We start from the raw sequence: 13170 nt of genomic DNA, 5'->3' as shown, positions 1-13170 counted from the left end.
GAACGAAATGACCGAAACCTACGCTGTTGTCGGCGCGAGCTTGGCGGGGGCACGCGCGGTCGAGGCGCTTCGAGCGGAGGGGTTCGACGGTCGCGTCGTCCTGATCGGCGCCGAATACCACCTGCCCTACGATCGCCCGCCACTGTCGAAAGACGTGATTCTGGGGCAGAAGCAACCCGGCGAGACCCTGATCCATCCTGCTCGGTTCTATTCCGACAACGACATCGAACTACTTCTGGGAGTCCGCGCAACACACATCGACACGCACAGCCGCACGGTCGAACTCGGCAGTGGCGCGTCACTGCGAGTGGACAAGCTGCTGTTGTGCACTGGAACCGCACCACGCCGACCGGACATTCCTGGACTCGACCTCGATGGTGTGCACTTCCTCCGCACGGTCGACGACTCGGTCGCCATCCGAGACAGATTGCGTGAAGGCGGTTCCGTCGTCGTTGTCGGCGGCGGGTTGATCGGGATGGAGCTCGCCGCAGCGGCGGTGGCGCTGGGCAATGACGTCACGGTGCTCGAGCGCGACGCCGGAGTGCTGCGCCGCGTGCTCGGCACTCGGATCGGAGATCGACTGTCGCGCTGGCACTCCGAGCGCGGAGTGCGCATTCGAACCGACGCGGAAGTGGCCCGAATCGAGGGCGATCACCGGGTGCGCCGGGTGCACACCGCTGACGGATTCGTCGCCGACGCCGACCTGGTGGTGGTCGGCATCGGCGTCGTTCCGGCGCTCGACATGGTCAGGGACTGCGGTATCGAGATCGACAACGGCATCGTCGTCGACGAGTTCTGCGAAACTTCGGTGCCCGGTGTCTACGCGGCGGGAGATGTCGCCCATCACCCCGATCAGCTTGCCGGACAACACATTCGGCTCGAACACTGGCAGAACGCGCAGAACCAGGGCATTGCCGCGGCCCGAGCGATGACGAGGCGTCGCGAACCTTATCGGGAAGTGCCGTGGTTCTGGTCCGACCAGGGCGACACCAACATTCAAGTGGCGGGCCACCCGCGCAGCACCGACGAGCAGGTGTGGCGCGGAGATCCAGAATCGCTGGACTTCACCGTGTTCTATCTGCGCAACGGTGTGCTCGTCGGAGTGGTCGGGGTCAACCGACGCCGCGATGTTCGGATGGCGATGCCCCTGATCGACAAGCAGGTGCGCCCGGAACCAGCGCTGCTAGCCGACCCCTCCGTCGATATCCGCAGTGTCGGTGACGGTGCGGCGACAGCCCGGAGTCCGCAGCGGTGAAGTGGAGGAAACAATGACAACGACAGAGAAGTCGGAAAACCTGGTCCGAGTGTGTGCGGTCGGAGAACTGGCCCCCGGCAACGTAACTCGAGTGAATACCCAACCGCCGATCGCCGTATACAACATCGACGGCGAATTCTATGCGACCGCGGACTGGTGCTCGCACGACAAGTCGTCGCTGGCCGATGAGGGATTCATTGAGGACGGCCAGATCGAATGTGGCTGGCATTTCGCGAAATTCTGCATCAAGACCGGCGCGGTGACCGCGCCGCCGGCCTCCGCGCCGCTCGCGAAGTATGCGGTCCAGGTGGTCGACGATGCCGTGTACGTCGTGGTCGAGAGCTGAAAACCGCTGTTCCGGAGCTCAGAACGATCGCATCGACTGGGCGTCGGCACGATGCTTAGCTGTAGCGCAGACCTCGAATAGCAACACCGGACAATCATAATTGAAGGGAGATAATCGTGGCCGTTGACGCCGATTATCTGCGTTCGCTGGTGAACTGGAAACAGGGCAGTATCGGGCCCGATATTTTCATCAGTGACGAAATCTACAAACTAGAGCAGGAACGCATCTTCGGACGCTCATGGCTGTTCCTGGCGCACGACAGCATGATCCCGAATCCACACGACTTCTTCGCGACTTACATGGGTGGCGATCCGGTGCTCGTGGTACGTCAGCCCGACGGCGGCGTGAAGGCATTCCTCAATGTTTGCCGCCATCGCGGCATGCGAGTATGTCGCGCCGAGGAGGGCAACACGCGCTCGTTTATGTGCACCTACCACGGCTGGACCTACGACAGCGCGGGCAAGCTGATCGGCGTCCCGAACATCGAGGACGCCTACTTCAACAGACTATCGCTCGAGGACAACGGCCTGATCCAGGTCGCGCAGGTCGACAGCTACCAGGGCTTGATCTTCGGCAACTTCGACCCAACAGCGCCGCCGCTGCACGACTACCTGGGAGATTTGAAGTACTACATCGACGGGTGGGTCGATCACGCCGAGGGCGGCATCGAGGTGCTCCCCGGCGCGATCAAGTGGACCATCAACGCCAACTGGAAGCTGGCCGCCGAACAGTTCGCCGGCGACACGTATCACGCCACCACCAGCCATCTTTCGTCGCTGCTTGCTTTCGGGCCCGGCTTCGAGGCCAAGGACGGCGCGCACGTATCGCTTCGCGAGGGCCACGGCGAGAGCTTCCTGTTCGAACGACACACCCGTTTCGCCGACGACCCGCTCGGCCAGTACAACGAGACCAAGCGACGCATCGCCCGCGAGCGGGTCGGCGACCGCGCCGACATGGTCGCCAACTTCAACGCGTTCCCGAACTTCGCGGGCCTGCCCGGTTCGGCCAATCTGCGCGTGTGGCATCCGAAGGGCCCCGGCAAGTTCGAGATCTGGTCGTTCACCGTGGTGGAGAAGAATGCGCCCGAGGAAGCCAAACGCGCGCAACAGATTTCGGCGTCGTTCACCGAAGGCGCCGCGGGAGTCGTAGAGACCGACGACGGGGAGAACTGGGGCATGATCGGCGGCGTCCTCGAGCAGGGCTACCAGGCGCGAAAGATGGCCTGGAACTACGAGATGGGACTCGGCACCGAGCAGGAACATCCGGAGTTCCCCGGTGAATATTACGACTCGTTCTTCGGCGAGGCAGGCCAGCGCGGCTTCTACCGGCGCTGGCTGGAGTTCATGACCGCCGAAGCATGGCCAGTGATTCCGCCGGATGAGCGCGGCGTTGGGACGGCGGCTGCCGTCGCGGCAACCAATACAGGTGGTGTGCAATGACTGTCGAAGAAGTCGTCGCGCCCGCAGCCGCGAACACACTGGGTCGGATGCTGCTCCAGCATCAGGTCGAGCAGTTCCTCTATCGAGAGGCACGCTTGCTCGATCGCTGGCAGTGGAGTACCTGGCTGGAGCTGTTCGCCGAGGATGTCCTGTACTGGATGCCGGTGCGCAAGAACCGGCTTCGTCGCCAGCGCGATCAGGACGAGGTGCCCCAGGGCATCGAAATGGCGCATTTCTACGACAACTTCGAGTCGCTACAGATGCGCGTGAACCAGATGCACTCAGGCACCCACTGGGCCGAAGACCCGCCCTCGCGGTGTCGCCATCTGGTGTCGAACGTCATCGTGACGCCATGTGGCGAACATAGTTCTGCCGCAGTGGAATCCGCGGAGTTCGACGTGGTATCGAACTTCCTTCTGTACCGGAATCGGCTCGAGTCCGAGACCGACATCTGGGTCGGCGAACGACGTGACGTGCTACGGGTCGTCAACAGCGATTTCAAGATCGCGAAACGCACCATCCTGCTCGACCAGAACGTCGTGCAGTCGAAGAACCTCAGCGTGCTGTTCTAGCTGCCCGATCGCAAAGGAGACGAATTACCATGGTAGTTACCGATATCGACGGCTCCGCCCTCGTGGCTTTGCATCAGACACTGGTCGAGCGTGCACGGGCCCTCGGTCCGCGCATCCGGGAACTGGCACCTGCGACGGAGGCACTGCGCTCGGTCCCACGAGAATTGATCGAGGAGATCGTCGCGGCTGGGCTTGGCGGGCGCATTCTTGCCCCACGCCGTTTCGGTGGCGATGAACTGTCACTCGACACCATGTACGAGGTGTCCTTGGAACTCGGCCGTGCGTGCGCGTCCACGGCGTGGTGTGCGGCATTGCTCCCACACGATGCGCATATGGTCGGGTTCTTCCCGCTCACCGCGCAAGAGGCCGTGTGGGCGGACGGCCCCGACGCCTGCATCGCCGCTTCGCTTGCACCCGCGGCGACGGTGCAGAAGGTCGACGGCGGTTACCGGCTGACGGGAAGGCACAGCTTCGCCAGCGGTGTCGATCACGCATCGTGGGTGATCGTCAGCGGTCTGATCAAAGATAGCGGCCGACCAGCAAATCACCACTTCCTGGTGCGGGCGGGCGATTACACCATCGACGACGACTGGTACGCCGCGGGCATGCGCGGCACCGGCAGCAAGACGATCGTGGTCGACGACATCTTCGTGCCGGACGGGTTCGTGCTGCCCGCGGCCGCCTTGGTCGCAGGCGACAGTCCGGGCACCGAGGTCAACCCGGGCCCCCTCTACCGTCAGCCGCTGGCGCTGCACGCCGGGCTCACGTTCCTCGGCCCGATGATGGGTACCGCGCTGGATGCCTACGACCACTTCGTCGAGTGGGCGCGCGGCCGTGCGCAGACCGCGGGCTCAGAGATTGTCCAGGAGGCGGTCGCCAGAACAGCGGCCGACCTCGAACTGGCACAGCTTTCCATTCGGCGAATCTTGGGTGCGGCGTGCAACTCCGGGAGACTCGAACTGGCCGACCGCGCGGAGATCTTGCGTGACTACGACCGGGTGGCCGAGTTGTTGACCGAGTCGGTCGATCGATTGTTCGGGCTCAGTGGCACATCCGGTTTCAAGGAGAGCAGCCCGATGCAGCAGAAGTGGCGCGACATCCACATGATGGCCAGCCACGTCTCCTTCACGCGCGCCAACTACCAGCACTACGGCCGCATGGCGCTCGGCCTCGAGCGCGACTCGAAGCTGGCCGTGTTCTGAGTCGCCAGGCTCCCACACCCCGTGTTGTTTCACTAGATCCCGGAAAGAAGCAGACCCATGGCCGCTGTCAGCCAACTCAGTTATGTCGTAGGGACGTCCAGCGATGTCCCTGGGTGGAAGCAGTATGCGACGGACGTTCTCGGACTGGAGGTTTCGCGCGACAGCGACAGCAGCCTGCTCTACGTCCGCGCCGACGACCGGCACCACCGGATCGGCGTGCGCGCCGGCCACGAGGATGACGTCGCCTACGTGGGCTGGGACGTGCCATCGAAGGCGGCGCTCGAATCCGCTGCGGCCCAGCTCGAGGCCGCGGGCATCGAAGTGACGGCGGGCACGCCGGAGGAGGCGGCCGACCGCCGGGTGATGGAATTCGTCCACTTCACCTGTCCCTACTCGGAAGTCCGGATGGAGCTCGTGCTCGGACACGAGAAGCTGTTCATGCCGCGGTTCCGCCCTGCACGAGACCTCGCAGGGTTCAATACCGGTGAGATGGGCATGGGACACGTCGTGCTCTACGCCGCCGACATCGTGGGTGCGGCCGACTTCTATTCGCGCGTACTAGGTTTCGGTGTGAGCGACTTCGCCCATATCCCCAAGGTCGGACCCTTTGCGGTGTTCCTGCACTGCAACTCTCGCCACCATTCGCTGGCATTCATGAACATTCCAGGTGCGCCGCGGCGCATCCAGCACGTCATGTTCGAGACGGTCAGCATCGATGACGTCGGCCACAGCTACGACCTGTGCCTCGAGCGCGGTATCACGAGCACGTCGACCGGGCGTCACCAGAATGATCATGTTTTCTCGTTCTACTTCCGGAATCCGTCCGGATGGCATTTCGAGTACGGCTGGGGGCCGCGGATGGTTGATCCGGAGACGTGGACTGCCGAAAGTTATTCCCTGGGTTCGGGTTTTGCCTGGGGCCACGACGGCCTGATGAAGATGGTGTGACCACGGTGGAGCGAACGGTGCAGCCATTCATCGTCGGTCTCGGCGGAACACTGCGTGCCGAGTCGTCGACCGAGTCGGCCCTGCGCATCGCGCTGGATGCGGCGGAGGCCAACGGTGCGCGTACGCAGTTGTTCGATGGCCGGATGCTGGCCGGCCTGCCGATGTACGACCCGGACAGCCCGAAAGTCGCTGAGGCGCAACGGTTGATCGAGGCGCTGCGAGTCGCTGACGGCGTGATCATCGCATCGCCGGGTTACCACGGTTCGGTGTCGGGTCTGGTGAAAAACGCACTCGACTATGTCGAGGACCTCCGCGAGGACGGTAACCCGTACCTCTCGGGCCGTGCGGTCGGCTGTGTCACCACGGCCTACGGCTGGCAGGCGGCCGTCACGACCTTGCAGACGCTGCGCAGCATCGTGCACGCGTTGCGGGGCTGGCCGACTCCGCTCGGCGCGGCCATCAACTCGGCGACGACCCGGATCGCCTATGGACAACAACCAGACGAGCGGGTCGATTTTCAATTGCGGACCGTTGGCCGCGAGGTGTGCGCACTCAGCGGCGTGGCCCGCACGACCAGTAATGGGGCCGCGGTCGCCGTACCGGAATAGCTATTGTTGCAGCGCACTGTGAATCGGCCCCGATATTCGATAAGTCGAATATCGGGGCGATTTTCGTTGCGTCGGAAGCGATGTGGTCAGGCGTCCTCGAAGATCGCGAAATGCTTTCCGGCCGTGAGCCCGCCATCGACAGCCAGAACTGCGCCGGTGATATAGCTGGCCTCGTCGGAGGCCAGGAAGACTGCGGGCCGGGCAATCTCGTCCGGCTCGGCGTACCGCTTCATTGGGCAAAGTCCGTCGAGCAGGGAATCATGGCCCGGTACGCGGTCGAGATAGTCCCGAATTCGTGGGGTCATCGTGCTGCCGGGGCAGACCGCATTGACGCGGATGCCATCGGCGGCGTAGTCCATCGCCATGTTCTTGGTCAGCAGCAGGACTCCACCTTTGGCGGCACTGTAAGCGGAGCAGCGGTTTTCTGCTAGCAGCCCAGCGGTCGAGGATATGTTGACGATGCTGCCGCCACCGGCCCGGCGTAGCTCAGGAATGACGGCCTTCGAGCAGCGATAGACCGAGGTCAGATTGATATCGATCATTCGGTACCAGTCGCTGTCGTCCATCTCGTCGACTCTCCTCGGCAGGCTTGCGCCCGCGACATTGAACAATGCGTCGATCCGGCCGAAGCTGCCGAGTGCTGCCGCGACGGCCCCCGGCATAGCGTCGGGATCAGTGACATCGACGGTGGCCCAACCGGATTCCCCGCCAGCGTCGCTGATCGATCGGGAGGTTGCTCGCGCCGCATCGGCGTCGAGATCTGCTGCGACCACGGCGCCACCACGCGCGGCCCACTCGATCGCGATGGCTCGCCCGATGCCGGCACCTGCTGCGGTGACAACGGCGGTCCTTCCAGTGAGGGGTGTGTGAGAATTCGAATTCGGCATGTCAATTCGTCCTTTCTGGCAAGTGGCACAACGAGGAAGGAGAATGTCAATTCTACTGTTCCGGTATGTGGCACAAGGGATTTGAGGGTGGTTATGCTTGACCTAGCGTGAAGCAAATCATAGGATTTGCGAAATAGGCAGTAGTTTTGTTCTACGCGCCGGAATCATAAGGGCAGTTCGGCTATGGCCGACTCGGTCGGTCCGTGCCCGCAAGCGAATCGATGCGGAGGCATGGTGTTAGTCACCAAATACGAACCAGAAACAGCGGCGGACTATGAGCAGGTTCGGGCGGCGATCGCCGCCCGTTTCACCAATCCGCTCGACCTGCCCAAGGAGATCTTCTCCGATAAGTTGGTGTATCGGGAAGAGTTGGAGCGAATCTTCTACGGTCCGTACTGGCATCCGGTCGCGCACCGCGCCGAGCTGGGTGAGATCAACAGCTTCAAGACGACCTGGCTCGGCGAAATCCCGATCCTGATCAGCCGCGGTTCCGATGACCGCATCCGGGCCTTCGTCAACACCTGCACGCACCGGGGAACATTGCTGGAGCAGCGCGAAGTCGGCGTCGCCCGGGAGTTCCAATGTCCGTACCACCGTTGGCTTTTCAATAGCAATGGGGATTTCTGCGGGGCGCCGGGGGAGCGCGAGTTTCGTTCCGATTTCGATCGCAAGGACTACGCACTGCCGGAACTGCGGGTATCGGAGCTGGCCGGGTTGATCTTCGTCACCAGGCATCGGGAGACCCCGCTGCTGGAAACCTTTCTCGGTGAGTGCGCCGATCCGGTCCGTGATTGCTTGCTCGACGACGGCGATCTCACCCTGCTCGGCTACCAGAAGGTCGTCTACAAGACGAACTGGAAGACCTACTTCGACAACGATTTCTATCATGCGCCACTGCTGCACACCGGATTTCGGATTCTGGGCTGGCAGGGCGGCAAAGGTGAAGTGCGGATCAACCAGCCGGTTGGCCACTTCTCGGTCGGTTACCAGAGCACACCGTATGTCGACAACGGCTACCTGGCCGATCCGAGCGTCGTACAGTTCCGCGGCGAGGATGACCGGGCCAGAGTCGTGGCATTGCGTCCGGTGACGGTGATTACCAAACATGTCGACACCATCAATGTGCGCTTCGCGCGGCCACGCGGTGTCGACCGCACCGAGGTCAGCTATGCCTTCTTCGGGCACGTCAGCGACACAGAGGAGTATCGCGAGCATCGCGTGCGGCAAGCGTCGAATCTGCTGGGGCCCAGCGGTTTCATCACGATCGAGGACGCCGCTGTATTCAACCGTCAGCAGATGACCGCCGATGACGGGACGCTGGCCCGTTTCGTGAAAGGCGTCGACGGACGCCCCGAGGACGCCACCCAGAACGATGAGATCGGCAACACCGTCGGCTGGGCCTACTACCGGAAGGTGATGGGTTTTGATTACTGAGACTGCCACCGGACTGCACGCAATCGACGAGCTACTCGGTCGCTGCTCGTACGTGCTCGACGAGCAGGACTGGGCACAATGGCCCGATCTGTTCGCTGAGGAGTGTTCCTACACCGTGCACACCCTCGACAACATCCAACGAGGCCTGCCGTTGGCCTATATGTACGACGACAACCGCGCCAGAGTGCTGGACCGGATCAAGTTCATCACCGAGGTGTGGGCGGGGACCATCGAGCCGTACCGGACTCGGCACGTCACCCAGCGCACGCACGCGGCGCCGGTGTCGGCCGACAGCTGGGCGGTCCGCTCGAACTTCCAGGTCAGTTTCACCGAAAATGATTCGCTGTCAGGGCTTTTGGCGACCGGATTCTACGACGATGTCATCGAACTCGGCGGTGATGGCGCCCGGTTCGCCAGTCGCGCAGTGCGCCTGGACAGCATGCCTGCCCGCTATCTCGTGTATCCGCTGTAGCAGCGATACGTCGGTCCGATCACCTACGGCCATCGGTTCGATCGGGCAATTACCTACTCCCGCTCCGTGTCCCGCGAGCGAGGCGTCGGCGCGGGTGACGCCTTCCTCGACCGCGACGATCTCCGCCATCATGTATGGCGAGGTGTGCTGAAGGGATGCGCCACGGCCGGACGACGACGACCGCGTCGAGCAGGTCGATCCGCAGTATCAAGATGCCAGCAGTGTGGAAGGGCAAGGCGTACGAGGGATATGAACAAGGGATGGGTAGTTGTCGGCGACCTTAGCCATCGGATTGAGGCGGATTCGGGCAACCTGACAGTCTGCGGTGCCGCAGTTTCCTCCGGCGTTTCAGTGACCGCTGAGCGGCCTCGCGGAATCGGCCGGTGTGCAGACTGTCGGCATGTGGGGCATCTATGGGAGATTGACCCGCGCACTGCCCATGTGGCAGTTCAGATGTTCTTGAACAGCGACGCCGCGGAACGTGCACGACTGCGCCAGACCCAACGGGCGGACCTCCGGGCTCGGGTGTCTGGTGGAGGTACCTCAGTCCGGACGGTGACCGGTGGCTTGCCGACTCTTGGCAAGCGGCGGCCATAGATTCAAAAAGCTTACGAACGTTTACTCAGCGTCGGCAGGCCGCGGCCAACTGTCCGGACGCTCTGGCTCGATGCTCGGTCGTCAACCGCACCGCAACTACGCGCAAGTTGCCCGCCTCGGTCGACTCGTGCGTATCCCAAAGCGCCGGGCCCCTGATCAACCAGCGGTATCACGTGCAAACCAGCATCAGCGTCATTGGAACTCGCCGGAACTTGTTGAAGCGGTGCGTGTTCCACGAAGAAGTCTGCTACAGCAGCACTATCGGAGAGCCGCCACCGGTCACATAGTGCATCCGCAGGCCGTCGACGTCGGCGAACTCGTGCCGGAAGGTGCCCTGGAACCGGGGGTCGTCCCGGGTGGCCGCGGCATGTGGGGGAACGTCATCCGTGGCCGATGCGGAGCTCGCCGCAACGCTTCAGCTAGCCCAGAAAACCGCGGTGGTGATATAGGTGTGCAGCCAGTCGGTGAAGGCGGCTCGTCGTTCGCTCTCTGAGTCGCTGGGGTTTCGGGAACGCACGGTTGCTGATACCGACGAGGTCGTGGCGTGGCCGGTCGAGCATGTGCCCCAGGTCGAGTGCTCCGATGACCGGGGGCGGGGCCCATCGGACTGCTTGCGCTCGCGTAGCAACCGCAGAAACGAAGCCGCCGGCGCGAGCGTGGCGGTGGGGTCTGCGACGAGCTCGCCCCACTGACGCATCAGCAGATTCCAACTCGCCATATCCAGCACGATGATGTCGAATCCGACCAGCAGTCGCAGGTTCCCCTCGGGGAGCAGGACGGCGTGGATATCGAATAGCGGCCACACCGTGGTGTCGCGAACCTGATGTGACCGCTCCCGGCGCAACACATTCAGCGTGGACTCGACCTCGTCGGGGCGCATACGCAGATCGGTTACCTCGATGCGGTACCGCGGACCCGGCGGTTCAACGCGTTGGGTGCCGTCATCGGTGATGGTCGCGCGCAGCATCTCGTGGTGATCGACCAGCCGATTCCACGCGACCTCGAGTGCCCGCACCTCCGCCATCGGATCCGCCGCGACGAATCGCGCCACGTCGCGGTCGAATTCGAAGTAGTAGAAGGTGGCCACCCCACCCAACGGCATATCGGCTTCCCGCCCCGATCCAGTACGAGGCCTGGATCGGTGTCAGCTCCTCTTCATCCGCCCGACTCGATGTGTCTTCAGCTGTGCCGCCCGATAATTCGGCCGCCGACCCGGCGTCCGCCGCTGTCACACCCCGCTGCTCGACCTCTGCGGTCAACGATTCGAGGGTGGCGCCGACGAACAACTCCAGCGGAACCCGCACCCCGAGCCGCTCCGCGAGCCGCAGATGTAGCCGGACCGCCAGGAACGAGTCCATCCCCAGTTCCTGCAACCTTCGAGTCGAAACCAATTCCCGCGGTTGCACTTTGAGTACCAAGCCGACACACCGTCGGACCTCGTCTGCTGCTGTCACAATCTCCAGCCCTTGCTCGACCAACCCGATACAGTCACGTTAACAATAATGATTGTCAGTATCAATCATCATCGATCGGCGGCCACGCGAGGTAGCGCCAGTGGCGGGAAGGCCGGAGTCGCGACTGATAGTTCGGCCGAAAATTGCCAGAAGGGAACGGCTTTGGTTAATGACACGACGCGTCGCGTCGCAGACGCTCTCGACAGCTATCGCCTGCTCGGGCGGTCAGGGCTACGGGTATCGCCGCTATCGCTGGGAACCATGACCTTCGGAACCGACTGGGGCTGGGGATCGGACAAGCTCGAGGCCCGCCGGATATTCGACACCTACGTCGGACGCGGCGGCAACTTCATCGATACCGCGAACCAGTACACCAACGGCACCGCTGAGGAGTGGCTGGGCGAGTTCGCCGCCGCCGATCGCGAAACCCTGGTGCTGGCAACCAAATACAGTGCGATCCGACGGCTCACCGATCCGAATTCCGGTGGCAATCACCGCAAGAGCATGGTGGCCTCGGTCGAGGCGAGTCTGCGCCGACTGCGCACCGACTACATCGACCTGCTGTATCTGCACCTGTGGTACGGGCTGACGCCGATGGATGAAATCGTGCGCGCCATGGATGATCTCGTCCGTGCGGGGAAGGTGCTCTACCTCGGCGTCTCCGATACCCCCGCGTGGCAGATCGCGCGCATGCAAACGTTGGTGGAGCTGCGCGGCTGGTCACCGCTGATCGCGTTGCAGATCGAATACAACCTCATCGAGCGGACCGTGGAACGCGAACTGATTCCCATGGCGCGCGAGCTCGGCCTCGGTGTCATTCCCTGGTCCCCCTTGGCCAGTGGTGTGCTGACCGGCAAATACAGCCGCGCCGATCTCGCCGACGCCACCGCGACCGGGGGATCGCGCAAGAGCATCGCGGTAGCCAATGACTCGCTGACCGAACGCGGACTGGCGATCGCGGATGCCGTCGGTCGGGTCGCCGAGGAACTCGGGCACACACCCGCGCAGGTCGCACTGGCCTGGACGCTGCGCAACCCCGCCGTCACCGCGCCCATCGTCGGAGCGCGCACCACACGGCAACTCGACGACAACCTCGGCGCATTCAGTGTGACCTTCGATGACCACCACCTGAAGCGGTTGCACCAGGCATCCGCGGTGGAACTCGGTTTCCCTCACGACTTCCTCGCTCGGCCGCTGGCCCGCAGCACCGTATTCGGTGACCTGCGCATTCGGGCCGTCACGCCCACGTGAGCCGCAGATAGCCACGCGCACAAACAATTCTGGCGACTATGCCCAGAACAGGAAGGATGAGTGCTCGCCGATGCCGAACATCGCCGACGTACTGACAGACCGCATGCTGTCGCGTCCCGGGGGGCGAATCGCCCGCTTGTGGTGGCGTGATATGAAGGCCCACCACGAGATCTTTCGCGACACCTTGGGCGCATTGGAACTTCAATCGACGGACAATCTGCTCGAAATCGGTTGCGGCGGAGGCACCTTCGTAGGATGGGCGCTCGAGTCCGGCTGTCGCGCGACCGCCGTCGACCACAGCGCGGATATGATCGCGCTGACCAACCGCAACAATGCCGCCGCGGTGCGCGAGGGTCGCCTCGACGTGGTCGAGGCAACAGCCGAGGCGCTACCCCTGCCCGATGAGCAATTCACCTGCGCGGCAATGGCAAACGTCTTCTGCTTCCTCGACGCCCCGTTACCTTGTTCGCGGTCCCTGACTCGGGACCACGGTCGCCAGACCCGGTATGACTTCTTGCCCCTGTCGTTCGCATGATCCGGGGGGGTGGTGTCGCCGGGTGCTGGTGGCGTCGACGGACCGCTGATGGGGACAGGGCCGAGGACAGGTCTCTTCGTAACGTGGGTGCCGGGCGTCGACGCTGGATCGGCGACCGTCCGAAGCGTTTCGATGCGATGAGGAAAACCGAAGTGACACAGGCATATGCC

At 63.3% G+C, this 13170-nt stretch carries 13 protein-coding genes and 2 pseudogenes; 11 read left to right on the top strand and 4 right to left on the bottom strand.

Annotated elements, in window-relative coordinates; all coding sequences use genetic code 11:
• Positions 1-7 precede the first annotated feature (7 nt).
• The 7 genes from ACFYOW_RS46800 (at position 8) to ACFYOW_RS46770 (ending at position 6370) form a co-directional block, all read left to right on the top strand.
• Positions 8-1255, top strand: coding sequence for an NAD(P)/FAD-dependent oxidoreductase (locus ACFYOW_RS46800; RefSeq protein ID WP_387298196.1), 1248 nt, complete (start codon positions 8-10; stop codon positions 1253-1255).
• A 13-nt stretch (positions 1256-1268) separates the two neighbouring features.
• Positions 1269-1601, top strand: a complete 333-nt coding sequence (locus ACFYOW_RS46795; protein ID WP_387298194.1) for a non-heme iron oxygenase ferredoxin subunit — start codon at positions 1269-1271, stop codon at positions 1599-1601.
• 116 nt (positions 1602-1717) lie between these two features.
• The gene (locus ACFYOW_RS46790) at positions 1718-3040 is read left to right on the top strand and encodes an aromatic ring-hydroxylating dioxygenase subunit alpha (protein WP_387298192.1); all 1323 of its coding nucleotides are present in this window, start codon (positions 1718-1720) and stop codon (positions 3038-3040) included.
• Positions 3037-3612, top strand: a complete 576-nt coding sequence (locus tag ACFYOW_RS46785) for an aromatic-ring-hydroxylating dioxygenase subunit beta (RefSeq protein WP_387298191.1) — start codon at positions 3037-3039, stop codon at positions 3610-3612. The genes ACFYOW_RS46790 and ACFYOW_RS46785 overlap by 4 nt, the downstream gene beginning before the upstream one ends.
• Positions 3613-3641: 29 nt before the next feature.
• Positions 3642-4814 (top strand): acyl-CoA dehydrogenase family protein, encoded by a 1173-nt coding sequence (locus tag ACFYOW_RS46780; protein ID WP_387298189.1) that lies wholly within the window; start codon positions 3642-3644, stop codon positions 4812-4814.
• Positions 4815-4871: 57 nt separating this feature from the next.
• On the top strand, positions 4872-5762 hold the full coding sequence (locus ACFYOW_RS46775) for a VOC family protein (protein ID WP_387298186.1): 891 nt from the start codon (positions 4872-4874) through the stop codon (positions 5760-5762).
• Positions 5763-5779: 17 nt separating this feature from the next.
• Positions 5780-6370, top strand: a complete 591-nt coding sequence (locus tag ACFYOW_RS46770; protein ID WP_387298184.1) for an NADPH-dependent FMN reductase — start codon at positions 5780-5782, stop codon at positions 6368-6370.
• 86 nt (positions 6371-6456) lie between these two features.
• Here ACFYOW_RS46770 and ACFYOW_RS46765 read toward each other — a convergent pair whose 3' ends face one another.
• Entirely contained in the window at positions 6457-7257 is an 801-nt protein-coding gene (locus ACFYOW_RS46765; RefSeq protein WP_387298182.1) for an SDR family NAD(P)-dependent oxidoreductase, read from the bottom strand.
• Positions 7258-7488: 231 nt separating this feature from the next.
• Between ACFYOW_RS46765 and ACFYOW_RS46760 the strand changes: the two genes are divergently transcribed.
• Entirely contained in the window at positions 7489-8691 is a 1203-nt protein-coding gene (locus ACFYOW_RS46760; RefSeq protein ID WP_387298180.1) for an aromatic ring-hydroxylating dioxygenase subunit alpha, read from the top strand.
• Entirely contained in the window at positions 8681-9163 is a 483-nt protein-coding gene (locus ACFYOW_RS46755; RefSeq protein WP_387298178.1) for an aromatic-ring-hydroxylating dioxygenase subunit beta, read from the top strand. The genes ACFYOW_RS46760 and ACFYOW_RS46755 overlap by 11 nt, the downstream gene beginning before the upstream one ends.
• A gap of 18 nt (positions 9164-9181) precedes the next feature.
• Here the strand turns inward: ACFYOW_RS46755 and ACFYOW_RS46750 are convergent.
• From ACFYOW_RS46750 to ACFYOW_RS46740, 3 genes and pseudogenes are all read right to left on the bottom strand, one after another.
• Positions 9182-9283 (bottom strand): annotated as a pseudogene (locus ACFYOW_RS46750) (4-hydroxy-2-oxovalerate aldolase); the annotation flags it as partial.
• Between the two features lie 892 nt (positions 9284-10175).
• Positions 10176-10862: a hypothetical protein gene (locus ACFYOW_RS46745; RefSeq protein ID WP_387298244.1), complete on the bottom strand. Its 687-nt coding sequence runs from the start codon at positions 10860-10862 to the stop codon at positions 10176-10178.
• A 160-nt stretch (positions 10863-11022) separates the two neighbouring features.
• A pseudogene (locus ACFYOW_RS46740) lies at positions 11023-11214 on the bottom strand (acyl carrier protein); the annotation flags it as partial.
• A 162-nt stretch (positions 11215-11376) separates the two neighbouring features.
• Here ACFYOW_RS46740 and ACFYOW_RS46735 point away from each other — a divergent pair.
• Positions 11377-12465 carry an aldo/keto reductase gene (locus ACFYOW_RS46735; protein WP_387298176.1) on the top strand — a complete coding sequence of 363 codons (1089 nt, stop codon included), beginning with the start codon at positions 11377-11379 and terminating at the stop codon, positions 12463-12465.
• A 70-nt stretch (positions 12466-12535) separates the two neighbouring features.
• A complete protein-coding gene (locus ACFYOW_RS46730; RefSeq protein ID WP_387298174.1) occupies positions 12536-13000 on the top strand; it encodes a class I SAM-dependent methyltransferase in 465 nt (154 codons plus the stop codon).
• Positions 13001-13170: the final 170 nt, after the last annotated feature.

This window comes from Nocardia sp. NPDC006982 (assembly GCF_042869435.1).
In the GTDB taxonomy this organism is placed as follows: domain Bacteria; phylum Actinomycetota; class Actinomycetes; order Mycobacteriales; family Mycobacteriaceae; genus Nocardia.
Note: the sequence above shows the minus strand (reverse complement) of the source record. Positions and strands in the feature narration are given on the sequence as shown.

Excerpts from the sequence above, each read along its gene's own strand:
- ACFYOW_RS46780 (WP_387298189.1), top strand. The coding sequence starts at position 3,642 with ATGGTAGTTACCGATATCGACGGCTCCGCCCTCGTGGCTTTGCATCAG.
- ACFYOW_RS46800 (WP_387298196.1), top strand. The coding sequence starts at position 8 with ATGACCGAAACCTACGCTGTTGTCGGCGCGAGCTTGGCGGGGGCACGC.
- ACFYOW_RS46795 (WP_387298194.1), top strand. The coding sequence starts at position 1,269 with ATGACAACGACAGAGAAGTCGGAAAACCTGGTCCGAGTGTGTGCGGTC.
- ACFYOW_RS46745 (WP_387298244.1), bottom strand. The coding sequence starts at position 10,862 with ATGCCGTTGGGTGGGGTGGCCACCTTCTACTACTTCGAATTCGACCGC.
- ACFYOW_RS46785 (WP_387298191.1), top strand. The coding sequence starts at position 3,037 with ATGACTGTCGAAGAAGTCGTCGCGCCCGCAGCCGCGAACACACTGGGT.
- ACFYOW_RS46760 (WP_387298180.1), top strand. The coding sequence starts at position 7,489 with ATGGTGTTAGTCACCAAATACGAACCAGAAACAGCGGCGGACTATGAG.
- ACFYOW_RS46730 (WP_387298174.1), top strand. The coding sequence starts at position 12,536 with ATGCCGAACATCGCCGACGTACTGACAGACCGCATGCTGTCGCGTCCC.
- ACFYOW_RS46765 (WP_387298182.1), bottom strand. The coding sequence starts at position 7,257 with ATGCCGAATTCGAATTCTCACACACCCCTCACTGGAAGGACCGCCGTT.
- ACFYOW_RS46775 (WP_387298186.1), top strand. The coding sequence starts at position 4,872 with ATGGCCGCTGTCAGCCAACTCAGTTATGTCGTAGGGACGTCCAGCGAT.